Source organism: Cellulosimicrobium sp. SH8, from assembly GCF_025818875.1.
GTDB lineage: Bacteria > Actinomycetota > Actinomycetes > Actinomycetales > Cellulomonadaceae > Cellulosimicrobium > Cellulosimicrobium cellulans_D.
The window spans coordinates 145,455-169,368 of record NZ_JAMXMH010000001.1 but is presented as its reverse complement, the minus strand read 5'-3'; the positions used below and the strand labels follow the sequence as shown (position 1 = coordinate 169,368).

Genomic DNA, 23,914 nt, shown 5'->3' with positions numbered 1-23,914 from the left:
AGACGAGCGCTCAGATGAGCAAGAATGGGTGACATGACGGACTTCTCGCGCCACGAGCTCGCACACGTGGCCCGCCGCTACTACGTGGACTCGGCCTCCAAGGTCGAGATCGGCGAGGAGCTCGGCGTCTCACGGTTCAAGGTCGCCCGGATGCTCGAGCAGGCGCTCGAGGCCGGGATCGTGACCATCACCATCGACGACGCCGGCGTCGTCGACCCGGCCCTCTCCGCGCGCCTGCGCTCGCACCTCGGCCTGGACGAGTGCCTCGTGGTCCAGGGCCGCGACACCGTGTCCGAGCTGCGCGAGGACGTCGGCGCGGCCGCCGCGGAGCTGCTCACGCGGTCCCTGCGCCCGGGGAACACCCTCGGCTTCGCCTGGGGGCGGACGCTCACCGCCATGACGGAGCGCCTCACCGCGCTGCCCCCCGTCACCGTCGTCCAGCTCACGGGCGCGGTCGGCTCCGACCTGTCCGACTCCCCCGTCGAGGTGATCCGCCGCGTCTCCCTGCGCGCCGGGGGCGACGCGCACGCGATCTTCGCGCCCCTGGTCGTCGAGGACGCGGCGACCGCGGCCACGCTGCGCCGCCAGCCCGACATCGCCCGTGCGCTCTCGCTCTTCGACCGGGTCGACGTCGCGGTCGTCGCGATCGGCTCGTGGGACCCGCCGATCTCCCAGCTCCGCGAGGTCCTCGGGCGCGACGAGCGGGACGACCTCACCGCACGCGGGGTCCGCGCCGAGATCGCGGGCATCCTCCTCACCGCCGAGGGCGACCTCGTCCCCGACTTTGCCGAGCGGTGCCTCTCGATCTCCGCGCGCCAGCTCGCCCGCGTGCCCAAGGTGATCGCCGTCGCCGCCGAGCACGAGAAGGCGGCGGCCGTCCACGCCGTCACGCGGTCCGGCCTCGTCTCCGCGCTCGTCACCGAGCAGCGCTGCGCCGAGGCCCTTCTCGACCTCCCGCCCGTCGCGCGCGGCACGGACCGATGAGCGCCCCCCGCACCCGGGTCGCCGCGTCGTTCTGGTCCACGCCGCGCGACCGCGTCGCCGCGGAGGCCGACCGGCTCGCGCGCGCCGGGCTGCGCACCGTCCACTGGGACCGCACCGACGGGCGCTACGCCGCCGCGGGCGGTTTCACCGCCGCGGAGGCGGCGGCCGTGACCGCGGGCAGCGGGCTGGCCGCCGAGGCGCACCTCATGGTCGAGGAGCCGCTCCGCGAGGTCGACCGCTGGACCGACTTCTGCGAGCTCGTCGTCGTCCACGCGGGCACCCGCGACTGGCGCACCGCCCTCGACCGCGCCCGCGCCCGAGGTGCGCGCGCCGGCGTCGCGCTCTCACCCGGCGTCGAGGTGCCGGAGGTCGCGCCCGGGACTGACGTCCTCGTCATGTCGATCACCCCCGGCCACGCCGGCTCGACGTTCCAGGTCGACGCGCTCGCCACGGTCGGGCAGGTCGCCGGCCCGGGTCACGCCGTCGGCCTGGACGGCGGCGTCACGCGCGAGATCGTCCCGCAGGCGCTCCGCGCCGGAGCCACGTGGCTCGTGTCCGGGACGGACCTCGTCGCGAGCGAGGACCCGCACGGCTGGCTCGCGGCGGCACGCGCCACGGGGGTCGCCCCGGCGGGCAGGCACGAGGGAGCCGGATGAGCACCGCGCAGCCCGGTGGGCGGAGCGTCCCGCTCGCCGCCGTCGCGGCCGATGCCGGGGTGTCCGTCCCGACGGTGTCGAAGGTGCTCAACGCACGGCCCGACGTCTCGGCCGCGACGCGCGAGCGCGTCGCGGCAGTCCTGCGGCGCCACGGCTACGAGATCCGGCCTCCCACTCCCCGGCGGACGGGACTCGTCGACGTCCGCATCGTCGACTTCGAGGGTCCGTGGTCCGAGGCGGTCGTGCGCGGCGCGGTCGCCGAGGCGCGACGCCTGGGCCTCGACGTCGTGCTGTCCGTGGAGCTGGACCCCGACGACTGCGGCGCGTGGGTCCGGCACGCGCTGACCCGGGGCACGGACGGGCTCGTGAGCGTCGTCGCGGTCCCCGACGCCGAGGCACGCGCGACGCTCGCAGCGGCCGGGGTGCCGCTCGTCGTCGTCGACCCGCGCCGTCGGCCGCCGGAGGACGTGCTCAGCGTGGGCGCCGCGAACTTCCAGGGTGCGCTCGAGGCGACGGCGCACCTGCTGGCGCTCGGGCACCGGCGCATCGCGACGATCACCGGCGTCCCGGAGCAGGACAACGCGATCGCGCGGCTCGCCGGCTACCGCGCCGCGATGATCCAGGCGGGCGTGCCCGTCGACGACGACCTGGTCTGCCTCAGCACGTACGGCGTCCCCGCGGGCTACGAGGGGACGCAGCGCCTCCTCGCCCGAGACGACCCCCCGACCGCGATCTTCGCGTGCAGCGACGACACGGCGCTCGGCGCGCTGCGGGCGCTGCGCGAGGCGGGGCTGTCCGTGCCGGGCGACGTCTCGCTCGTCGGGTTCGACGACCTCCCCGTCGCGCCCTGGACCGACCCGCCGCTCACCACCGTCCGGCAGCCGCTCGTCGAGATGGGCGCCTCGGCCGTCGGGCTCGTGCACCGCGCGCGCACCGCGAGCGGGCACACGCTGCGCACCGAGCTCGCGACGAGCCTCGTCGTCCGCGAGTCCACCGCTCCCCCGCGGTCGTGACGCGGCCCTGACGCGCGGTCCGGACGCACGCGCCCCGGCGCACGCCGGGACCACGACGGACGGGAGGGACACGGTCCGCGTCCCTCCCGTCGTCGCTCGCCGGTCGACCGGCGAGCAGGCGGCCGGTCAGCCGCAGGAGACGCCCGCGTAGCGGTAGGACAGCTCCTGGGTCGTCGACCCGTCGTCGGACGTGACCGTCACCGTCGCGGTGCCGGACGGGATCTCCGCCGTGCGCGCCGCGAACGACTGGTAGGTGCTGCGGTGCGGGACGACGTCGTCGAACGACCGCGACCCGTAGGGCGTGGCGAGCGTGACGTCCGCGCGGCCGTCCCCCGTGCTCGTCGCCCGGACGGCGACGGCCGCCCGGTGGCCGAGGCAGCGTGCCTGGACCTGCACGTCGGCGCCCACGCCGGGCGTGAGGTCGGCCGTGGCGGAGAACGTCTCGGCCGCCATGAGCGGGCGCAGCCGCTGCTCGAGCTGGTCGTCGACGAAGTAGTCCTTGAGGCGCGAGTCGTCGAGGACGTTGCCGATCGCGGCGACGATCATCGCCTGGTCGAGCGACAGGTAGCGCTCGGCGACGGTGCCCGAGCGGACGGCGACCGAGTCGTAGAACCCGCCCGACCCGTACGCGCCGAGGTCGTCGGCGAGGTGGGCGAGGTTGTCGAGCACACCCTCGGTGTCGTACGCGAGCCCGAGGAACGACGCGTGCGGCGTCACGACGCCGTCGCCGAACTCCGGCGCGGGGTTCGTCGCCTCGCGGCAGCCGTCGAACCCGAGGTCGACGTCGGTCTCGCCGTCGGACAGGTAGCCGTCGGAGCGGAGCCCGATCGCGTCGACGCCGTACTCGGCGTAGCCCCCGGACGGGTTGCTCGCGGGCGAGAAGCCCCATGCCCCGTAGCCCGCCTCGTCGAGACCGTGCTCCTTGTGCGCGCGCACGACGAGCGGGTGGTTGACGCCCCACGACGTCGGGCCCCACTCCGCCTCCGGCACCAGCATGTCCGGCATGAGCGCCTCGAACATCGAGCCGCCCCAGCCCGGCACGACCGCAATGTCGCGGTAGCGGTACGCGCCCTCGAAGACGGGGACGCCCAGGTGCTCGCGCGTCTCGCCGATCGGCTTCTGCTCCTGCCACGACCAGTCGCACGTGTCCGGGAACGTCCGGTGGCTCGCGTAGTACGCCTCCGGCGGCACCTCGCCCTCGGCGATGCCGAGGTAGGTCGCGATGCGTGTCTCGGAGACCGTCGTGTCGTAGTGGTGGCACGTGTAGTAGACGTCGGTGCCCGTGCCGAGGTAGTCGCCCGCCACGGAGCAGCCGGGCGGCTCCTCGTCCCAGAACCCGCCGCGCAACAGCCCGACGCCGAGGTCCGGTCGCGCGTCCGGGTTGTAGAAGGCGCCGAAGTGCATGTCGTCGTAGATCGCGCGCGCCTCGTCCGCGAGGCTCGGCTCCGCCTCCGCGACGACGCGCAGGCCCGCGGCCAGCCAGCCGTTGTCCACCGAGCTGAGGAACTGGTGGACGACGTCGCCGCTGTCCGGCCACGTCTCGACCCGGTCGCCGGTCGCGGGGTCGTACCAGTTGTAGAACATCCCGCTCGCGTCGTGCCGGTCCAGCGACGCGACGGTGTCGAGCGTCGTCGCGAGGCGGTCGCGCGCCTGGTCGGCGTCGACCAGGCCGAGGTCGCGGGCCACGACGGTGGACCAGAGCCAGCCGCCGATGTTCGTCGGCGACGTGTACGCGCTGCTCGACGCCGGGTCCAGGTCGCCCTCGATGTTGTCCGCGGGCAGGCCGGTCTCCTCGTCCGTCATGGCGACCAGAGAGGTGTAGGTGTCCTCCAGGTACGTCTCCAGCGTCGCGCGCTGCGCGCCGGTCAGGCCGGACGGCCCGACGCCGGGCGTCGCCTTCGCAGGGACGCTCGCCGCCGGGACGCTCTCCGCCGCAGCGGGTGCGGCGAGGCCGGCAGCCAGGGCCAGCCCGCCGACGAGTCCGCCCGCGACGAGCGCGGCTCCGCGGCGGCGGTGCGCGCCGCTCCGGGCGGTCGTGGTCGTTCCATCCATCAGGCACTCCTTCGTGTCGGGACCCCGAAATTTCGGGCCCACTTTCCGAATGGGGGCGCAGAGAGTAGCCCGGGTGCCGGACGGGGTCAACGGAGGCCGCGTCGCGCGACGACGCCGCACCGGGCGAACGTGCGCGCGCAGCCTCTCCCCGTGCCGCGTCGCGGCAGCCGCGATCAGGACGCTCGGGCGAAGAGCTGGTCCAGGTGCTGGTCGATGGCGGCCAGCGCGGCCCGCGGCTCGATCACCTCGAGCTCGAGCAGCGGAGTGAACCCGGTCAGCGCCAGGAGGAGGTCGGTCTCGACGTCCGGGTCGCGGTCCGGTGCGATCCGTCCCTGCGCGATCGCTTCGCGGACGAGCTGCGCGACCATCGCGCGGCCGTCGCGGAGCCCGAGGCTCGCCCGCTCGCGCAGCGCCGGGTCGTGCAGCGCCTCCAGGACGTAGGCGGCGCTCATGCGGCTCGACGCCCGCGCGTCGGGGCCCAGGGGGAGCATCTCGACGAGGACCAGCCGGAGCACGTCCCGCGGGTGCGGGGGCTGGTCGAGCGCGGCCAGTCCCCGCGCGACCCTGCCCGCGGTCTGCTCGGCGGCGAACTCCATCGCGAAGGTCAGCATCCCGGCGCGCGACGCGAAGTAGTGCTGCACGTGCCCGAGCGAGACCCCGGCCTCGCTCGCGACCTCGCGCATCGTGGCCTTCGTCCAGCCGTGCTGGTCGACGACCCGCCACAGCGCCCGCGCGAGCGCCTCGCGACGTTCCTGGTGGTCCACCAGCTTCGGCACCCCGGGCTCCCTTCCTTCTGGCGGTACGCGTGACACAATACAGTTGTATGGCAAACCCTGGGAGGGAGAGACGATGGCCGACCCGTACCCGTCCCCCGCGTTCTTCAACCCGTACGCCGTCGCCATCGACCACGAGGTGGCGATCGCCCTGCTGGCCGACATGCACGTCCGCAAGGCCATCGAACGCGGCGAGTTCGACGACCTGCCCGGCAGCGGCAAGCCGCTCCCCATGCCCGACCGCTACGACCCCGACTGGTGGCTCAAGAACCTCGTCAAGCGCGAGCGGCTCGTGGTGCTGCCACCCTCCATCGAGCTGCGCAGGGAGGACGCCGCGCTCGACGAACGCCTCGACGAGATCTGGGTCGAGGACGACGTGCGCCACGAGGTCGAGGAGTTCAACCGCCGCGTCCTCCGCGGCCGCTACCAAGCACCCGCCGGCCCGCCGCTCGTCACCATGCCGCGGGACGTCGACCAGACCGTCGCCGCATGGGCACAGCGCCGGGCGGCACGCGCCGCGGAGGCACGGGCGGCAGCAGCCGTGGAGACGGGCGAGAAGAAGCCTCCCCGCCGTCGACGTTTCCGTCGGTGGCGCCGGTAGGTGCCGTCGCCGACCATTGGCCAACAGCTCGGCGCGGGTGCCGGATCGTCTTGACGCGTCGGATCAATCGCACAGGATCCGCCCCTCGGCGACGAGGAATCTCTGCGCAGGGACGGCCGCATCTCGATGTCACCACCGACCGCCGCCTGCTAGCGATGAAGCGTGCGCAGGCGCTCGCTACATCTGCATATCAGCGAACCGCTGATAATGACCCTGGAAAGCGACGGTAATGGTGTCGGTCGGACCATTTCGATGCTTGGCAACAATGAGATCCGCCTCCCCCGCCCTCGGTGATTCTTTTTCGTACGCATCTTCGCGATGCAAAAGGATCACAACGTCAGCATCTTGCTCGATGGATCCACTTTCGCGCAAATCACTCATTTGCGGCTTTTTGTCGCCGCGCTGCTCCGGACCACGGTTTAGCTGCGAGATCGCGATGACCGGAACCTCGAGCTCCTTCGAGAGGAGCTTGAGCGCACGCGAGAACTCGGAGACCTCCTGCTGACGCGACTCGACGCGCTTGCCGGAGCTCATGAGCTGGAGGTAGTCGATGACGACGAGCTTGAGGTCGTGCCGCTGCTTGAGGCGCCGGCACTTCGCCCGGATCTCCATGAGCGACATGTTCGGCGAGTCGTCGATGAACAGCGGCGCCTCCGCGACCTTGCCCATGGTCGACGCGAGCTTCTGCCAGTCCTGCTCGTCCATCTTCCCGGACCGCATCCGCGTCAGCGGCACGCGCGCCTCGGCAGCAAGAAGACGCATGGTGATCTCGTTGCGGCTCATCTCCAGGGAGAAGATGACGGACGCCATCTGGTGGTGCACCGCGGCGTGAGTCGCGACATTGATGCCGAGCACGGAGTTGTGCGTCGGCACCATCGATCGTCCTGCCAGGTACAGGTGCGAGGGATGGTCGACCTCGACGCAGCGCACCGGCACAGACTCGACCCGGCGGGCGTCGACGACGAACCGTGACGTGAGCCGCGCGGTGCCCGGACGACGACGCTCCTTGTGGACGAGGCGCTTGCGCTCCAGCCAGAACACGTCGTCCTCGGTCGTGAACGTGATCGTGTACGCCGTCGACGACGCCGCGGTCCGCCCCTTCACGGTCTTCGTCGACCACCCCGTGCGGTACCCGAGCGACAGGATGAGTTCACGCGTCTCGCGCGCGAGACGCTCGTTCGTCAGGCTGATCTGGACGCTGCCCTGCGGCATGACGGTGCCGTCCGTGTCGAGCAACCCCGCCAGGAGCTCCCGGCGCTGGGACTCGCTCGCGCGGAGGTACGCAGCCGGGATGTGCTTGTTCGACAGCACCCCGAGCGTCCGGAGCCGACCGCCCATGGTGCCGTTCGCGGAGTGGCACTCCTGGCACCGTCGGAAGCCCCAGCCGGGCTTGCCACAGTCGGGGCACGTCGGAAGCGCCGGACGCTCCATGCCGCGCGAACGCGCTGCGCACGCCTTTCCGCATGCCAAGAGGGTTGCCCTCTTGGGTGTGAACTCGGTGCCGCACACGATGCACTCTCGGACCAGAGGCTCGGCCTCGGGCAGAAGCATGTTGTACGCCCGCGCGCGGCCCTCCGCACTGCCCTTCGCCTGTGCGACGTACCCAAGTCCTTCGATCCGCATCGCGATCTCGGGGTCGGCGGACGTGAACTCGGCGCGTCGGGAGCTGCCGTCACCCAGCCACACCCCGAGTGCGTACGGATGGATCGGGAGGTCCGCGTCGGGCAGGTCGAGGGGCGCTGCCGTGACGATGGAGTGGTTCGCGCGCTTGTCGGCCGTCGCGGTCCGGAGCGTGGCGGCGAGCTCCTCGGTCGTGCGCACGGACGACTCAGGCGTCTCGCCGGCGCGCACCGCGCGTCGCTGGGCGCGGGTCGAGGTCACCCACTGGTGTTGCGCGTCCGCGACGATCACCGTGCCGTCGTCGAGCTCCACCTCGTAGCACGGGCGGTCGACCATGACCTCGGTCGCGGCGACGACGCGCGTGGGCGTCCCGTCCGCGGCGACGAGCAGGTCGCCGACGGCGACGTCACCCATCGTCGTCCAGCCCGACGGCGTGGGGAGCGGCGTGTCGAGCGCGAGGGCCTTGCCGATAGCAGGTCGCGCAGCGACGACGATCATCTGACCGGGGTGCAGGCCGTTGGTGAGCCGGTCGAAGTCGGAGTAGCCGGTCGGGACGCCGGTCATGCCCTCGCCGCGCCCCTGCGCAGCCTCGATCTCGTCGAACGTCGGACCGAGGATCTCCGAGAGCGGGAGGTAGTCCTCGGTGGTCCGACGCTCGGTGACGGCGTAGACCTCGGCCTGGGCGTTGTTGACGATCTCGTCGACGTCGCCGCCATCGGTCGCGTAGCCGAGCTGGACGATGCGCGTGCCGGCCTCGACGAGGCGCCGGAGCACCGCGCGCTCGCGCACGATGCGCGCGTAGTACCCGGCGTTCGCAGCGGTCGGGACGCCGGCCATGAGGTCGTGGATGTACGGGGCGCCGCCGATGCGCTGCAGCTCGCCGCGCTTGGTGAGCTCCGCGACGACGGTGATGGCGTCGGCGGGCTCGCCGCGGCCGTAGAGGTCGATGATCGCCTCGTAGACGACCTCGTGCGCGGGACGGTAGAAGTCGGAGCCACGGATCTGCTCGATGACGTCGGCGATGGCGTCCTTCGACAGCAGCATGCCACCGAGCACGCTCATCTCCGCCGCGACGTCCTGCGGCGGCGTCCGGTCGAAACCTGACGGCCCCGGGCCCCCGTAGCTCTCCTCGAGCTCCTCGATCGACATGCGCCCCTCGCTCCCCCGAAGCCGCCACGCCCCACGAGGGACCGCGCGACCGGGACAAACCTTCGTCGTACACGTGTTCTACAGCGGGCCACCCACACGACTGTCCCGGTGACCGCGCCTCCCGCCTCCGACAAGCACGACCACGCGACACTAGATCGCGGTTCCACACCCCGCAAACGGCCCTGTGCACGCCCGGTGGACAGCGACCCCCGAACCTGTGGACACAGTCCCCGTCACTGTGCACACCCGGTGGATAACGGTGTGGACAACGTCACGATCTCCCTGTGTACATCAGCCTGAGCGGCCTCTGACCAGCCTCGTCACTACCCTCAGGGGTGTGGAAGAAAGAAAGTCCGACGACACGCCGACGACACGCCGGACACCGCCCGGCCACGTCGGCGACACCCGGACGCCACCCGACCCCACGCCGTCGTCCACAGGTCGCCGCACCCGCTCCCTGCTCGACCGCGAGATCCTCGCGCTCGCCGTCCCCGCCCTCGGCGCGCTCGTCGCGGAGCCGCTCTTCGTCCTCGTCGACAGCGCCGTCGTCGGCCACCTCGGCACCGCGCAGCTCGCCGGCCTCTCCCTCGCCTCGACGCTCCTGGTCACGCTCGTCGGGCTGTGCGTCTTCCTCGCCTACGCGACCACGGCCGCCGTCGCCCGGCGCATCGGCGCCGGGCACACACGCGAGGCGCTCCAGTCGGGCGTCGACGGCCTGTGGCTCGCCGTCGGGCTCGGCGTGCTCCTCGCCGCCGCGCTGTGGGCGACCGCGCCCTGGGCCGTCGGGGCGATGGGCGGGACGGGCGAGGTGGCCGAGCACGCCGTCGTGTACCTGCGCTGGTCCGCCCTCGGCCTCCCCGGGATGCTCCTCGTCCTCGCGTCCACGGGTGTGCTCCGCGGCATGCAGGACACGAAGACGCCCCTGTGGGTCGCGGCAGGCGGCGCGACGTTCAACGCGGTCCTCAACGTCGTCCTCGTCTACGGTGCGGGCCTCGGTATCGCCGGCTCGGGCATCGGGACGGCCGTCGCGCAGCTCACCATGGGCGCGGTGCTCGTCGTCGTGGTCGTGCGCGGCGCGCGCCGCCACGGCGCGTCCCTGCGCCCCGCGGCCGGCGGCATCTGGTCCAACGCGCGCGCCGGTGCGCCGCTCTTCGTCCGCACCCTCTCGCTGCGACTCGCGATCCTCCTCACGGTCTTCGTCGCAACCGGGCTCGGCGAGGTGACGCTCGCGGGCTACCAGGTCGTGAACTCCGTCTGGGGCCTGGCCGCGTTCGCGCTCGACGCGCTCGCCATCGCCGCGCAGGCGCTCGTCGGCCACGGACTCGGGGCCGACGACGTCCCGCGCGTCCGCGCCGTCCTGCGCCGCACGCTCCAATGGGGCGTCGCGGCGGGCGCGGCCCTCGGAGTCGTCATGGCCGCGGGCGGCTGGTGGTTCGCGCTGCTCTTCACGTCCGACCCGGACGTGCGCGCCGCCGTCGCCGTCGGCATGGCCGTGTGCGGGCTGCTCCTGCCCATGGCGGGCTGGGTGTTCGTGCTCGACGGCGTCCTCATCGGCGCCGGGGACGGCCGCTTCCTCGCCTGGGCGGGCATGCTCACGCTCGTGGTCTACGTGCCGTTCGCGCTCGCCGTCCGCCACTGGGCGCCCGACGGCGCAGCGGGCCTCGCGTGGCTGTGGCTCGCCTTCGCGGGGGTCTTCATGGCCGCTCGCGCCGTCACCACCGGACTCCGCGCCCGGGGCAGCGCTTGGATGGTCACCGGCACGGCGTGAGCAGCACGAAGGCCCGGCCCCTCCGAGGAGGGACCGGGCCTTCGAGGACTGCTCAGCAGCAGATCAGGCAGCGACGACCTTCACCGCGAGGGTCGCGGAGACCTCCGGGTGGAGGCGGACGGAGACCGTGTAGTCCCCCGTCGCCTTGATCGGCTGGCCGATCTCGATCTTGCGCTTGTCGACCGACGCGCCCGCGGCGGTCACGGCGGACGCGATGTCCGCCGTCGTCACGGCACCGAAGAGGCGACCGGCAGCGCCGGCCTTCGCCTCGACGACGACCGGCTTCGACTGCAGCGAGTCGCGGATCGCCTTCGCGTCGTCGAGCGACGCGATCTCGCGGGCCTTGCGCGCCTTGCGGATCGCGGTGATCTCGGACTCGGCGCCCTTGGACCACGGCGTGGCGAGCTTGCGCGGGACGAGGAAGTTACGGGCGTACCCGTCCTTCACCTCGACGACGTCGCCGGGCTCACCGAGACCGGTGACCTCGTGGGTCAGGATCAGCTTGGCCATGAGTTCTCTCCCTTCCCGCTCAGCGAGCCGTCGACGTGTACGGCAGCAGCGCCATCTCGCGCGCGTTCTTCACCGCACGGGCGATCTGGCGCTGCTCCTGGACGGAGACGCCGGTCACGCGACGCGCACGGATCTTGCCGCGGTCGGAGATGAACTTGCGCAGCAGCGCGGTGTCCTTGTAGTCGACCGACTCGATCTTGGCCGACTTCAGCGGGTTGGACTTCTTCTTGGGCTTGCGCACCACAGGCTTCGCCATGGTGTTGCTCCTCTACAAGGTGCGATCCCCGCGCGTGGTCCGTGCCGACGAACGGCACGGCACCCGCGGGGACGGGTGTGTGTTCTGGGAGTGGCGGGCGATCAGAACGGGGGCTCGTCGGAGAACGAACCACCGGACGACGCGGGGCCAGCCGTGGCCCACGGGTCGTCGCTCTGCTGCTGACCGCCGCCGGAGCTGAATCCGCCACCGGAGGCACCGCCGGAGTTGGCGCCACCTCCGTAGCCGCCACCGCCGCCGAAGCCGCCGCCACCGCCACCCGAGCGCTGGGCCCGGGTGACCTTCGCGGAGGCGTAGCGCAGGGAGGGACCGATCTCGTCCACCTGCAGCTCGACGACGGTGCGCTTCTCCCCCTCGCGGGTCTCGTACGAGCGCTGGACGAGGCGGCCCTGCGCGATGACGCGCATGCCCTTCGTCAGCGACTCCGCGACGTTCTCCGCGGCCTCGCGCCAGATCGAGCAGCGCATGAACAGGGTGTCCCCGTCCTTCCACTCGTTCGACTGGCGGTCGAAGGTCCGCGGCGTCGACGCCACCGTGAAGTTGGCCACCGCCGCACCCGAGGGGGTGAAACGCAGCTCCGGGTCTCCCGTGAGGTTCCCGATCACCGTGATGACGGTGTCACCTGCCATGGCCAGCTCCTTCGTGTGTCGTCTGTGTCGTCGACGGCGCCGCGCGCCTCGCTCGTAACGTTCTCGCGTCGCTCATCCCATCACGCGGCGCCCACACGCGCTACGGCGTGGAGCGTCCCGGTGCGGGACGGTCGAACGGGGGACGCGGGGAGGATCAGCGAGCGTCCGTGCGCAGGATCTTGGTCCGCAGGACGACCTCGTTGAGGCCGAGCTGACGGTCCAGCTCCTTGGCGGTGTCGGAGGTCGACGTGAAGTCGACGACCGCGTAGATGCCCTCGGACTTCTTCTTGATGTCGTACGCCAGGCGGCGACGACCCCAGATGTCCACCTTGTCGACGGAGCCGCCGTCGGTCTTGATGACCGACAGGTACTTGTCGAGCGACGGGGCGACGGTGCGCTCCTCGATCTCGGGGTCGAGGATGATCATCAGTTCGTACTGACGCATGCGGATAACCCACCTCCTCTGGTCTTCGCGGTCACGGTCTCTCCGTGACAGGAGGGTTCATGCATTCGTGCTGCTGCCGTCCGACGAGCGGACGGCAGCTCCCCAGGGTACCCGCTCGGCGCGGGCCCCTGGAAATCTGCGGTCGGCCGGGTCAGCCGCCTCCGCCCGGTCCACCGCCGTTCCCGTTCCCGTTCCCGGAGCCGGGTTCGGTGGGCTGGTCGGTCGGTGTCTCGGTCGGGTCAGGGTTCTCGGGCTGCTGACCCGGGTCCGTTCCCTTGGAGACCACGAGGGCGATCGTCGAACCGGGTGGGACCTCCGCACCCGCCGAACCCGCCTTGATGACGACCCCGCGCGGTTCGTTCGAGAACTCCTCGGTGACCGCCCACTTGAGCCCGAGCGCCCTGAGCGCCGCCTTGGCGTCGTCGACGGTCCGTCCCTGAAGGTCACCCGGAACGGTGACGTTCTCCGGCTGCTCCGGCTCGACCGGCTCCTCCGGCTGTGTGTCCTCGGTCGGGGTCTCCGTCGGGGTCTCGGTGGGCGTCTCCGTCGGCTGCGGCTTGGGCGGCGTGTACGTGAGGAACTCGCCGACCGGCAGGTTCGCCGTCGCGGCCTGCATGTACGACGTCCACGCCTCGACCGGCCACGAACCACCCGTGATCTCGGGGTTGCGCATGTCGGCCCAGCGCCCGAACGGCGTGATCTGCTCCTGCTCGTTGTTCGGGCCGGTCTGGTACAGACCGACGACGGTCGCGAGCCCCGGCGTGAAGCCGGCGAACCAGGCCGACTTGTTCTCGTTCGAGGTACCGGTCTTGCCGGCAGCCGGGCGGCCGAGCGCCTTCGCGGGCTCGCCCGAGCCCTGCTCGACGACCTGGGACAACGCGTACTGCGTCGCCGCCATCGTGTCGGTGTTGAACTCGGCGACGCGCTTGTCCGCACCGGGCGCCTGGTACTTCACGTTTCCGCGTGCGTCGACGACCTTCGCGACGATGTGCGGGGTCGCCCGCTGTCCTCCGGCTGCGATGGTCGCGTACGCGTTCGTCAGCTCGAGCGGCGTCACCGTCGCGGTGCCGAGCACGTTCGCCGCGTTGCCCTGCACCTCGGTGTCCTCGTCGATGCCCAGGCGGTGCGCCACCTCGGCCGTCTTCTCCGGCCCGGTCTCGATGTTGAGCTCGGCATAGACGGTGTTCACCGAGTTGGCCGTGGCCTTGACCAGGTCGATGTTCCCGTACGACGCGTCGCCGAAGTTGCGGACCTTCCAGTCGCCGCCGTCGTTCGCCCCCTCGAACGTGAGCGGGGAGTTGCCGTCATAGCGCTCGTCGAGGGTGTGGCCGTTCTCGAGCGCCGCGACGAGCGTGAACGGCTTGAAGGTCGATCCGCCCTGAGCGGCGCCGAGCGTCGCGTTGTTGTACTGGTTCTGGAGGAAGTCGGCACCGCCGTACAGCGCACGGATGGAGCCGTCGTTCGGGTCGATGGACACGAGCGCTGCCCGGAGGTTCGGGGAGACGGGGTTGTCGTCGCCGCGGCCCTCCTGGGGAAGGGAGTCGATGGTCGCGACCGCGGCCTGCTGCATCGCCGGGTCGATCGTCGTGGTGATCTTGTAGCCCTTGCTCGTGAGGTCGGCCTCCGAGATGTCGATGCCCTCGCTCGCCAGCTCCTTCTCGACCATGGCGAGCAGATACCCGGTCGGCCCGGCGTACTTGTCCGACTTCACGTACGGGATCGGCTCCGGGAAACCGGCCGCGATCGCCTCGTCCCACTGGGCCTTGTCGATGTGGCCGTCGTCCCGCATGTTCTTGAGCGACCGCTCCCAGCGGTGCTGCGCCTGCTCGGGGTTGTTCGCGGGGTCCCAGTTCGTCGGGTTGGGGATGATGCCCGAGATCATCGCGGCCTGGGAGATCGTCAGGTCCGCCGCGTTCACGCCGTAGTACTTCTGCGCGGCCGCCTGGATGCCGTACGCCCCGCGGCCGAAGTAGATCGTGTTCAGGTAGTTCCCGAGGATGTCTTCCTTCTTCTGCTTCTGCGTGATCTTCAGCGCGAGGATCGCCTCGCGGGCCTTGCCCGCGTAGTCCGTGACGGTGTCCGTGTAGTACCGCTCGACGTACTGCTGCGTGAGCGTCGAGGCGCCCTGGCGGCCGCCGCCCTTGAGGTTGTTGTAGAAGGCACGTGCGATGCCTCGGAAGTCCACGCCGGAGTTGGTCCAGAAGGTGCTGTCCTCCGAGGCGACGACGGCGTTGCCCACATAGTCGGGCAGTGACGCGTAGTCGACGATCTCGCGGTTCTCGACCGCGTACGTCCCCATCTCGGTCGTCTCGTCGCCCCAGTACACCGTGGACGTCTGCGCCCCGACGCTCGGCAGCTTCGTCGGGACGTCGGTCGTGACCCACGCCGCGACGAGCACGCCCGCGACGAGCGCGACACCGGTGAGCATGGTCCCGACGACGACGCGCCACGACGGCAGCCAGCGGCGGAAGCTCTTGACGTGCGAGCGCGGGTAGTTGAAGAACCGACGGCGCCCGCGGGGGGTCGTCCGTCCGTTCGTCCTCGTGGATCGCGCCACGGTCTACCTTCCTCTGGGGGGCAACGGGAAGCCGGCTCCACGTCGTCCGCGGACCTGCTCGTGGCCCGCCGCGAGCGGACCACCTGCCCGACGGCGCGTCCCCGCCTCGGGCGCGGGACGTCGTCGGGCACGGGGTCGGCACACGCCGGACCACCCTGAACAATAGGGCGTCGCCCTGTCGGGACAAGGGTCTGCAGCACTGACAGCGCGATCGTGCGCCATTGATTCGCCGTGGCGTCCCGCCGCCTCCGCGGGTCCTTCACATCTGTGGCGCGATGCGCGACACTCCCCGAAGATTGCACGACGCATCGAGACGACCTAACCTGTCGATGTATCGACTCGATACATCGAGTCGATCATCAGGTCACAGCGAGCCCGTCGCGGCACGCCCGAGGTGCGTCAGGAGGTGGGTTCGTGCGCAGCAAGACACCGGTGCTCGAGACCGCGATCCTCGGCCTCCTCAAGGAGTCCCCGCTGCACGGGTACGAGCTGCGCAAGCGGCTCAACCTCATGCTCGGGTCGTTCCGCGTGCTGTCCTACGGTTCGCTGTACCCCGCCCTCAAGTCGCTGGTGGCCCGCGGGCTCATCACCGGCACGGAGCAGTCCGCGGCGCAGTCGACGCTCGCGCCCGCCCTCTCGGGCAAGCGCGCGCGGATCGTCTACGAGCTGACGGCCGAGGGCAAGGAGCACCTCCAGAGCGTGCTGGCCTCGTCGGGGCCGGCCGCGTGGGAGGACGAGAGCTTCGACGTCCGGTTCGCGTTCTTCGCGCAGACCGACGCCGAGACCCGCATCCGCATCCTCGAGGGCCGGCGCACCCGGCTCACGGAGAGGCTGGAGGCGGTCAGGGAGTCCGCGGCTCGCACCCGCGAGCGGCTCGACGAGTACACGCTCGAGCTGCAACGTCACGGACTCGAGCAGGTCGAGCGCGAGGTGCGCTGGCTCGACGGTCTCATCACCACCGAGCGCGACCGGAGCTTCGGGCACTCCCGGAGCACCACCCGTGCGCGGACCAGCAGCACCCCGCATCCTGCGGAACCATCCGAGCAGGAGCCCGACGGCGCGAGGCGTCCCGAGGACCCTGGAACAACGAACACCAAGGAGCGAGGATGACCTCCATCCGCGTCGCCATCGTCGGCGTAGGCAACTGCGCATCGTCCCTCGTCCAGGGCGTGCACTTCTACCGTGACGCCGACCCGAGCGCCACCGTCCCGGGCCTCATGCACGTGCAGTTCGGCGACTACCACGTGTCGAGCCTGGACTTCGTGGCGGCGTTCGACGTCGACGCGAAGAAGGTCGGCTTCGACCTCTCGGAGGCCATCAACGCCTCGGAGAACAACACGATCAAGATCGCGGACGTCCCGCCGCTCGGCGTGACCGTCCAGCGCGGCCCGACCCTCGACGGCATCGGCAAGTACTACGCGCAGACGATCGAGGAGTCGGACGCGGAGCCGGTCGACGTCGTCGCCGCGCTGCGCGAGGCCCAGGTCGACGTGCTCGTCTGCTACCTCCCCGTGGGCTCCGAGCAGGCCGCGAAGTTCTACGCGCAGGCCGCGATCGACGCCGGCGTGGCGTTCGTCAACGCGCTCCCCGTCTTCATCGCGTCCGACCCGGAGTGGGCCGCGAAGTTCGAGGAGGCCGGCGTGCCGATCGTCGGCGACGACATCAAGTCGCAGGTCGGCGCGACGATCACGCACCGCGTGCTCGCCAAGCTCTTCGAGGACCGCGGCGTCGTGCTGGACCGCACGTACCAGCTCAACGTCGGCGGCAACATGGACTTCAAGAACATGCTCGAGCGTGAGCGCCTGGAGTCCAAGAAGATCTCCAAGACGCAGGCCGTGACCTCGAACCTCGAGGGCCCGCTCGGCGGCAAGAAGGAGGACCGCAACGTCCACATCGGCCCGTCGGACTACGTCGCGTGGCTCGACGACCGCAAGTGGGCGTACGTGCGTCTCGAGGGCCGCGCGTTCGGCGAGGTCCCGCTGAACCTCGAGTACAAGCTCGAGGTCTGGGACTCCCCCAACTCCGCGGGCATCATCATCGACGCCGTGCGCGCCGCGAAGATCGCCAAGGACCGCGGCGTCGGCGGCCCGATCCTCTCGGCCTCGACCTACTTCATGAAGTCCCCGCCGGTCCAGATGGAGGACACGAAGGGTCGTGCGCAGCTGGAGGCCTTCATCGCCGGTGAGGTCGAGCGCTGACCTGGAGCGCAGTGCAGGGTGAGGGCCGAGGAACGAGGCGCTCGCCCGGAACGGAGCGCAAGGTCAGCGCGACCAAGAACGTCGAGCGCTGACCTGGAGCGCATCGCAGGTCGAGACACGGGCGAGGCCCCTGCCGATGATCGGCAGGGGCCTCGCTCGTGGCGCTGTGCGTCAGACGCAGGGGCTGCCCGCGTCCCAGGCGCCGTACGCATCGGTGCCGGGCTGGGACCCGGTGGTCCACCACTGCGCGGTGTGGTTCACGCCCGCGCGGGTGACGACGTCGCCCGTGGTGTAGGTGCGGTCGGCGTCCCAGGCGTCGCCGCACGCGGGTGCCTCTCCGGCGGGGGCGGTGCCGGCGCCGCCGATGGCGCGCCAGGGGCCGTTCGGCTGGCCGGGCTCCTGGTTCCGGGTCCACCACGCGGCGCGGTACTCGACGCCGTCGTGGTAGACGACGTCTCCCGCGGTGTACACGCCGGTCGCGTACCAGGGGGCTGCCGCGTCGGCGGGGACGAGGGGCCCGGGGGTGGCGATCTCGAACGTGCCTCGGAGGGTCCCGAGGAGCTCGTTGTCGTCGTCACCGGCGAGGTCCCAGAAGTAGCCGCCGCCGTAGCCGTTGGTGGCGAGGTACTCGGCCTTGGCCGTCACGGACCGCGGGGTGTCCGCGGTCCACCACTCGCCGTCGCCGTAGAAGTAGCCCTGTCCGGCGACCTCGTCGTAGTACTCCGGGAGGCCCTTCGCCTTGATCTCCGAGTAGTACGTGAACGGGAGCGCGCCGTCCGCCGCGGCACCGGGCGTCGGGTCGGTGACGTTCTTCCAGCCGTAGCCGTACGCGGCCATGCCGAGCACGAGCTTCTCCTTGGGCCACCCGGCGGCGTGGTATGCGCCGAGGACACCGTCGGCGGCGAGGCCCCAGTTGGCGGGCTCCCCCGTCGTCGGGTCCTCGTAGACGTGCAGGTTGCCCTGGTGACCCGTGCGGGTGGTGTTCCAGTCGCCGTGGTAGTCGTAGCCCTGGACGTTGATGAAGTCGAGCGCCTCGACGAAGCGCGGGTCGAGCCAGCCACCATAGGTGCGCGGGGCCCAGCCGGCCGGTGCGAAGCCGGTGAGGAGGTAGTCCTCGCCGGTCTCGGTGCCGAGCTCGTCGAGCTCGGCGCGCAGGAGCTGCGCGAACTGGACGAAGTTCTCCGCGTCCTCCTCGGGTCGCGGCGTGGGGTGCTCGCCTGTCGCGCCGGGCCACTCCCAGTCGAAGTCGACGCCGTCGAAGATACCGGCGGCGACGCCGTCGCCACCCTTGGTGCCGTTCTCCGCGTCCTGGACGACGGGCAGGTTCCCGCGGAAGTACACGTCGATGCAGGACTCGACGAGCCGCTCGCGGTTCTCCGGCGTGGACACGGCGTCGGAGAAGTTGTCCGACCAGGTCCAGCCGCCGAGCGAGATGAGGACCTTCAGGCCCGGGTTGGCCTCCTTGAGCTTCTTGAGCTGGTTGAAGTTCCCCGCGAGCGCCTGGTCGGCGGTGTCCGCGACGCCGTCGACGGCCTGCCCGGCCGGCTTGAGCTGCACGTAGTCGTTGAGGGGGTCGCCCTGGAGCCCGCCGTCGACGGGGTCCTCCCGGTCGGTGATGTCGCAGACCAGGTCGGTCGTGACGTTGCCGAACGCGTAGTTGAGATGCGTCAGGTCCGACGCCGCCCCGGTGGTCTGGAGGTCGGCCACCTGGTAGCCGTCCTCGTTGCCGGCGTCCCACGCGGGGTAGTAGCCGACGGTCTTGTAGCCGTTGGCGCCGTCTCCGCCGGCGGTCGCGGGTGCGGCGTACGCCGTGCCGACCGTGCCGGCGACGAGCGCCGCCGTCGCTGCGAAGGCGAGCCCTGCGGCTGCCGTCCTGGGGGTTCGTGTCATTCGAGAATGCCTCGCTGCTTCTCTGGGCCCGGCCACTGTGGCGGGTCGTGACGAAAACACAAAGGTAACCTTCCTAATGGTTCTTGCCCAGACGTTCCCAGGATGCGAGAACGGGACGTCGTCGGCCGGGCCCGTCGATGACGTCCCGGCCGACCGCGTCGACCGCCTAGGGTTGAGGGGTGAGTGTCGTCGCCGAGCTGCGAGCGCTGCTGCGGCTGCGCGGCTTCCGCAAGCTGTTCGCCGTCCGGCTCGTGTCGCAGGCGGGTGACGGCATGTTCCAGGTCGGCCTGGCGTCGCTGCTGTTCTTCTCGCCCGAGTCGCAGGGCACCGCGGCGGCGATCGCAGGCGCGTTCGCGGTGATGCTGGCGCCGTTCACGATCGTGGGGCCGTTCGCGGGCGTGTTCCTCGACCGGTGGCAGCGCCGACAGGTGCTCGCCTGGGGCAACGCGGTCCGCGTGGTCATCACGCTGGGCATGGCGGCGCTCATGCTCTCGGGCGGCGTGAGCGGGTGGATCTACGCCCTCGGGCTCGCGGCGCTGTCGGTGAACCGCTTCCTCCTCGCGGGCCTGTCCGCGGGCCTGCCGCGCGTCGTCGACGGTCCGCTGCTCCTCACCGCGAACTCCCTGACCCCGACGCTGGGCGCCGGTGCGGCGTTCGTCGGGGGCGGGATCGGGTTCGTCCTGGGGCTCGCGTTCGAGCCGGGCCGGGTCAAGGACTCGTCCGCGCTCGTGTGCGCGGCGCTCGTGTTCGGGATCGCGTCGCTGCTCGCGCTGCGTCTCGGCCGCACGCAGCTCGGCCCGGAACGCCCTGCCGAGTCGGCGATCCGGTCGGAGATCGTCAAGGTCGCGCGCGGCCTGGCCGACGGCGCCCGGTACCTCGTCGCGCGCCGCACCCCGGGCCAGGCGCTGCTCGCGATGGCCACCCACCGCTTCCTCTACGGCGTGGTCTTCATCGCGTCGATCCTCATCGCCCGGAACCTCCTCGACGCGGGGAGCCAGACGGCCGGCATGGCGACCTTCGCGATCGTCGTCGGCCTGACGGGCCTGGGCGGTGCTGGCGCCATGGTGCTGACCCCCACGCTCTCCCGGTACACGGGCCCGCAGGTGTGGATCGCGATCATGCTGCTGCTCGCCGCGGCGAGCCAGCTCCTCCTCGTCACGACGCCGTCGCGCGCGGTCGTGTACACGGGCGCCGCCCTGCTCGGGCTCGCCGCGCAGGGCACCAAGATCGCGGTGGACACGATCGTCCAGCGCGACACCGACGACGAGTACCGCGGCAGGGCCTTCGCGTTCTACGACGTCCTGTACAACGCGGCGTTCGTCGGCGCGGCCGCCCTGGCAGCGTTCACGCTCCCCGACACGGGGTGGTCGCGCGGCGTGTTCGTCGCCCTCGCGGTCGCCTACGCGCTCGCCGCGCTCGTGATGTGGACGCGCGGGGCGCGGACCCCGGCCGGGGCGGGGGACGCCGTCGTGCCCGACGGCGCGCGGCCGGCCCCCGAGGCCGGCGCGCCCGACGAGGGGTCGGCCACCGACGACGTCCCGGCCGGGCGACCGGGCGCCTGACAGGGCCCGGCCGCACCGTCGGGCTCAGCCGAGCTCGGAGGCGAAGGCCCGGAGGTCGTCGACGACGAGCTGCGGCTCCTCGAGCGCGGCGAAGTGCCCGCCGCGCGGCATCGTGGTGAACCGCCGGACGTCGAAGAACCGCTCCGCGTACTCGCGCGGAGGCTGCGAGATGTCGCGCGGGAAGACGGCGACCGCCGTCGGCACGTCGATGCGCTGCGACCAGCCGGCGTCGGCACTCTCCTCGCCCGACCATGCGGCGTCGGCGCCCTCCCCGCCCGACCATGCGGCGTCGTCCCCTGCGTCGCCCCCCGACTCACCGCCCCAGTCGCCGTCGAGCCCCTCGTTGTAGAGGCGCATCGAGGAGCGGATCGAGTTGGCGAGCCAGTAGAGCATCACGTTGGTGAGCAGGTCGTCGTCGGACGGCAGGGTGTCGGAGAGGTGGCCGAAGTGGTCGACGAGCCAAGCGGCGAGACCGACGGGCGAGTCGCTCAGACCGTAGGACAGCGTGAGCGGGCGCGACGACTGGATCCCGACGTACCCGCCGTGCGTCTCGCCCCAGGCGTCGACCGCGGCGAACATCGCGCGCTCCCCCTCGCTCGCCGTGTCGCGGTCGACGAGGAACAGGTTGGGGAACGGGACGTCGGTGAGGTGGAGGCCGACGACGCGGTCGGGGTGGGCGCGCGCCACCTCCTGCGCGACGACACCGCCCCAGTCGCCGCCGTGCACGAGGTAGCGGTCGTAGCCGAGGCCCGCCATGAGGCTCGCGACGACCTCGGCGCTCTGCGCGCCGCTCACCGTCCCGGCCTCGGGCTGGTCCGAGAAGTCGAAGCCTGGCAGCGACGGGACGACGACGTCGAACACCGGCTCGTCGGGGCCGACCGCGGGATCGCGGCCCGTGAGGCGGTCGACGACGTGCGCGAACCGGTAGAACGAGTCCGCCCAGCCGTGCAGCAGAAGGATCGCCGGAGCGTCCGGGCGCACCGCACGCTCGTGGATCGCGTGGAGGTCGCGGCCGGCGATCGTGGCGACGAGGTGGTGGAAGCGGTTCAGACGCGCCTCCTGCGCGCGCCAGTCGTACCCGTCCACCCAGTGCGCGACGAGGCGACGCATCGTCGACAGCTCGGTGCCGCGCTCCCAGCCATGCTCCTGGAGCTCGGCGGGCCAGCGGGTGCGGGCGAGGCGCTCGCGCAGGTCGTCGAGCTCGACCTGCGGGACGTCGATCGTGAACGGTCGGAACTCCATCAGGGGCCTCCGGTGTCGGGGTGCGGGTCCGTCCTCGACGCTAGGCCGGGTAGCGGTCACCCGCCGTCCTCTTCTGGTCGCACCTCCCCCGATCACCTCACGCGGCACGACCACGGCTTCTGCTGTCGGCAGCACCGATGAGTCCGCGAGCGAAAAGAGGTCGTCACGTCGGACGGGAATAACGCAGGATGGTGGATGGTCGTACAGGGTACGGATCGACGTGGCTGGGCCGCGCTGATCGTCCCGGGTCACCCATCCCCCGTGGCCCCGCCGACCGAGAACCGACACCGTCGTCGCGTGCACCGCACGCGACTCCCGTGCTGCCCCCACGCAGCCCGCCCTGCCCCGACCGGGTCCGAACCTGGGCCCGGGCCGCCACCCACGCGAGCGGAGACACCCCGTGACAGCCTCCCCCACCCACGACACCTCGGCGGCCCCCGTCGACCGGCTACCCCGGGCGGACTTCCTCGTCATCGCGCTGCTGCTCGGCTCCGCGTTCGTCGTGATCCTCAACGAGACGACCATGAGCGTCGCGCTGGCGCCGCTCATGGAGGACCTCGGCATCACGGCCAGCACGGGCCAGTGGCTCACGACCGCGTTCATGCTGACGATGGCGGTCGTCATCCCGGCGACCGGGTTCCTGCTCCAGCGCCTCGGGACGCGCGGCGCGTACCTGCTCGCGATGTCCCTGTTCAGCGCGGGCACGCTGCTCGCCGCCGTCTCGCCGGGCTTCGCGTGGCTGCTGACCGGCCGCGTCGTGCAGGCGTCGGGCACGGCGATCATGATGCCGCTGCTCATGACGACGATCATGACCCTGGTCCCGCCGACGATCCGCGGCAAGGTCATGGGCAACATCTCGATCGTCATGGCCGCGGCACCCGCGCTGGGCCCGTCGCTCTCCGGCCTCATCCTCAACTCGCTGAGCTGGCGGTGGGTGTTCGGGATCGTCCTCCCGATCGCGCTCGTCGCGCTCGTCCTCGGCTTCCTGTACATCCGGGACGTCGCCGACCGTACGCACTCGCGCCTCGACCCGTTCTCCCTGGTCCTCGCGGCGTTCGCGTTCGGCGGCCTGGTCTACGGGCTCTCCAGCATCGGCGAGGCCGCGCGCCACACGCCCGTCGTCCCGCCGGCGGTGCCCATCGCGTTCGGCGCTCTCGCGCTCGGAGCGTTCGTGTGGCGCCAGCTCGTCCTCCAGCGCGACGACCGCGCGCTGCTCGACCTCCGCGTGTTCACGCACCGTGGCTTCAGCGTCCCGCTCGGCATCATGGCGGTCGGCATGGTCGCCATGTTCGGCTCGCTCATCCTCCTGCCGCTGTTCCTGCAGGACGCGATGGGTCTGGAGCCGCTCGCGACCGGCCTCATCGTGCTCCCGGGCGGGCTCCTCATGGGTCTGCTCGGCCCGACCGTCGGACGGCTCTACGACCGGGTGGGCCCGCGCCCGCTCGTCATCCCCGGCGTGAGCGTCGTCGCCGTCGCCCTCGCCGCGTTCACGACGATCCACGCGGACTCGTCGCCGTGGTTCGTCCTCGCGCTGCACGTCACGCTGAGCCTGGGCCTCGCGTTCATGTTCACGCCGCTGTTCACGTCCGCGCTCTCGGCGCTCGAACCGCACCAGTACTCGCACGGGTCGGCGTCGATCGGCACCGTGCAGCAGCTCGCGGGCGCCGCGGGCACGGCCATGTTCGTCGCCGTCATGACGACCCGCTCCATCGCCTACGGCGAGGCGGGCGCGTCACCGCAGGCGGCGCTGGCCGAGGGGGTCGGCGACGCGTTCGTCTGGGGCACGGCCGTCATGCTCGTGGCCGTGGGCCTCTCGTTCCTCCTGCGTCGCAGCGCGCCGCAGGACCACGGCGCCGGCCACGGCCCCGCGCAGGACCGCACGCAGGACGCACCGGTCGAGGACGTCAAGGTCGAGGCCGCCCTGGCCACCGACGACGTCTGAGTCCTCGCCGCGTCGCGCGCCCGCCCGGAGGCGACGCGACCGCCGAGGG

At 71.7% G+C, this 23,914-nt stretch carries 19 protein-coding genes; 9 read left to right on the top strand and 10 right to left on the bottom strand.

What is annotated here, in order from left to right; genetic code table 11:
- Positions 1-33 precede the first annotated feature (33 nt).
- The 3 genes from NF338_RS00725 to NF338_RS00715 are packed head-to-tail and all read left to right on the top strand — an operon-like array spanning position 34 to position 2,653.
- Positions 34-984, top strand: a complete 951-nt coding sequence (locus tag NF338_RS00725; protein ID WP_204538474.1) for a sugar-binding transcriptional regulator — start codon at positions 34-36, stop codon at positions 982-984.
- The gene (locus tag NF338_RS00720; RefSeq protein WP_264029013.1) at positions 981-1,640 is read left to right on the top strand and encodes a hypothetical protein; all 660 of its coding nucleotides are present in this window, start codon (positions 981-983) and stop codon (positions 1,638-1,640) included. The genes NF338_RS00725 and NF338_RS00720 overlap by 4 nt, the downstream gene beginning before the upstream one ends.
- Entirely contained in the window at positions 1,637-2,653 is a 1,017-nt protein-coding gene (locus NF338_RS00715) for a LacI family DNA-binding transcriptional regulator (protein WP_264029012.1), read from the top strand. Before NF338_RS00720 ends, NF338_RS00715 begins: the two co-directional genes overlap by 4 nt.
- Before the next feature lie 126 nt (positions 2,654-2,779).
- On the opposite strand, the gene NF338_RS00710 is transcribed toward NF338_RS00715, so the two are convergent.
- Positions 2,780-4,705 carry a glucoamylase family protein gene (locus tag NF338_RS00710; protein ID WP_264029011.1) on the bottom strand — a complete coding sequence of 642 codons (1,926 nt, stop codon included), beginning with the start codon at positions 4,703-4,705 and terminating at the stop codon, positions 2,780-2,782.
- Between the two features lie 173 nt (positions 4,706-4,878).
- Positions 4,879-5,481, bottom strand: coding sequence for a TetR/AcrR family transcriptional regulator (locus tag NF338_RS00705; protein ID WP_264029010.1), 603 nt, complete (start codon positions 5,479-5,481; stop codon positions 4,879-4,881).
- A 73-nt stretch (positions 5,482-5,554) separates the two neighbouring features.
- Here NF338_RS00705 and NF338_RS00700 point away from each other — a divergent pair, with 73 nt between their 5' ends.
- Positions 5,555-6,079 (top strand): DUF1992 domain-containing protein, encoded by a 525-nt coding sequence (locus NF338_RS00700; protein WP_264029009.1) that lies wholly within the window; start codon positions 5,555-5,557, stop codon positions 6,077-6,079.
- Between the two features lie 177 nt (positions 6,080-6,256).
- Here the strand turns inward: NF338_RS00700 and dnaB are convergent, their stop codons facing one another.
- Entirely contained in the window at positions 6,257-8,848 is a 2,592-nt protein-coding gene (gene dnaB / locus NF338_RS00695) for a replicative DNA helicase (protein ID WP_264029008.1), read from the bottom strand.
- Positions 8,849-9,305: 457 nt separating this feature from the next.
- Here dnaB and NF338_RS00690 point away from each other — a divergent pair, with 457 nt between their 5' ends.
- A complete protein-coding gene (locus NF338_RS00690) occupies positions 9,306-10,616 on the top strand; it encodes an MATE family efflux transporter (protein ID WP_264029374.1) in 1,311 nt (436 codons plus the stop codon).
- A 63-nt stretch (positions 10,617-10,679) separates the two neighbouring features.
- On the opposite strand, the gene rplI is transcribed toward NF338_RS00690, so the two are convergent.
- The 5 genes from rplI to NF338_RS00665 all read right to left on the bottom strand — a co-directional run bounded on the left by rplI (position 10,680) and on the right by NF338_RS00665 (position 15,031).
- On the bottom strand, positions 10,680-11,126 hold the full coding sequence (rplI, locus tag NF338_RS00685; RefSeq protein WP_087470405.1) for a 50S ribosomal protein L9: 447 nt from the start codon (positions 11,124-11,126) through the stop codon (positions 10,680-10,682).
- A gap of 19 nt (positions 11,127-11,145) precedes the next feature.
- The gene (gene rpsR, locus NF338_RS00680; RefSeq protein ID WP_021481584.1) at positions 11,146-11,382 is read right to left on the bottom strand and encodes a 30S ribosomal protein S18; all 237 of its coding nucleotides are present in this window, start codon (positions 11,380-11,382) and stop codon (positions 11,146-11,148) included.
- 101 nt (positions 11,383-11,483) lie between these two features.
- Entirely contained in the window at positions 11,484-12,029 is a 546-nt protein-coding gene (locus NF338_RS00675) for a single-stranded DNA-binding protein (RefSeq protein ID WP_087470406.1), read from the bottom strand.
- A gap of 154 nt (positions 12,030-12,183) precedes the next feature.
- The gene (gene rpsF, locus NF338_RS00670) at positions 12,184-12,474 is read right to left on the bottom strand and encodes a 30S ribosomal protein S6 (RefSeq protein ID WP_172819989.1); all 291 of its coding nucleotides are present in this window, start codon (positions 12,472-12,474) and stop codon (positions 12,184-12,186) included.
- A 151-nt stretch (positions 12,475-12,625) separates the two neighbouring features.
- A complete protein-coding gene (locus NF338_RS00665) occupies positions 12,626-15,031 on the bottom strand; it encodes a penicillin-binding protein (RefSeq protein ID WP_264029007.1) in 2,406 nt (801 codons plus the stop codon).
- 414 nt (positions 15,032-15,445) lie between these two features.
- Here NF338_RS00665 and NF338_RS00660 point away from each other — a divergent pair, with 414 nt between their 5' ends.
- Positions 15,446-16,141, top strand: coding sequence for a PadR family transcriptional regulator (locus NF338_RS00660; RefSeq protein ID WP_264029006.1), 696 nt, complete (start codon positions 15,446-15,448; stop codon positions 16,139-16,141).
- Positions 16,138-17,229 (top strand): inositol-3-phosphate synthase, encoded by a 1,092-nt coding sequence (locus tag NF338_RS00655; RefSeq protein WP_087470409.1) that lies wholly within the window; start codon positions 16,138-16,140, stop codon positions 17,227-17,229. The genes NF338_RS00660 and NF338_RS00655 overlap by 4 nt, the downstream gene beginning before the upstream one ends.
- A gap of 171 nt (positions 17,230-17,400) precedes the next feature.
- On the opposite strand, the gene NF338_RS00650 is transcribed toward NF338_RS00655, so the two are convergent.
- Entirely contained in the window at positions 17,401-19,119 is a 1,719-nt protein-coding gene (locus NF338_RS00650; protein ID WP_264029005.1) for a glycosyl hydrolase family 18 protein, read from the bottom strand.
- Between the two features lie 179 nt (positions 19,120-19,298).
- Here NF338_RS00650 and NF338_RS00645 point away from each other — a divergent pair, with 179 nt between their 5' ends.
- Positions 19,299-20,681 (top strand): MFS transporter, encoded by a 1,383-nt coding sequence (locus NF338_RS00645; RefSeq protein ID WP_264029004.1) that lies wholly within the window; start codon positions 19,299-19,301, stop codon positions 20,679-20,681.
- A gap of 24 nt (positions 20,682-20,705) precedes the next feature.
- Here the strand turns inward: NF338_RS00645 and NF338_RS00640 are convergent, their stop codons facing one another.
- On the bottom strand, positions 20,706-21,923 hold the full coding sequence (locus tag NF338_RS00640) for an epoxide hydrolase family protein (RefSeq protein WP_264029003.1): 1,218 nt from the start codon (positions 21,921-21,923) through the stop codon (positions 20,706-20,708).
- Between the two features lie 400 nt (positions 21,924-22,323).
- On the opposite strand from NF338_RS00640, the gene NF338_RS00635 reads away from it, so the two are divergent.
- Positions 22,324-23,865: an MDR family MFS transporter gene (locus NF338_RS00635; protein ID WP_264029002.1), complete on the top strand. Its 1,542-nt coding sequence runs from the start codon at positions 22,324-22,326 to the stop codon at positions 23,863-23,865.
- Positions 23,866-23,914: the final 49 nt, after the last annotated feature.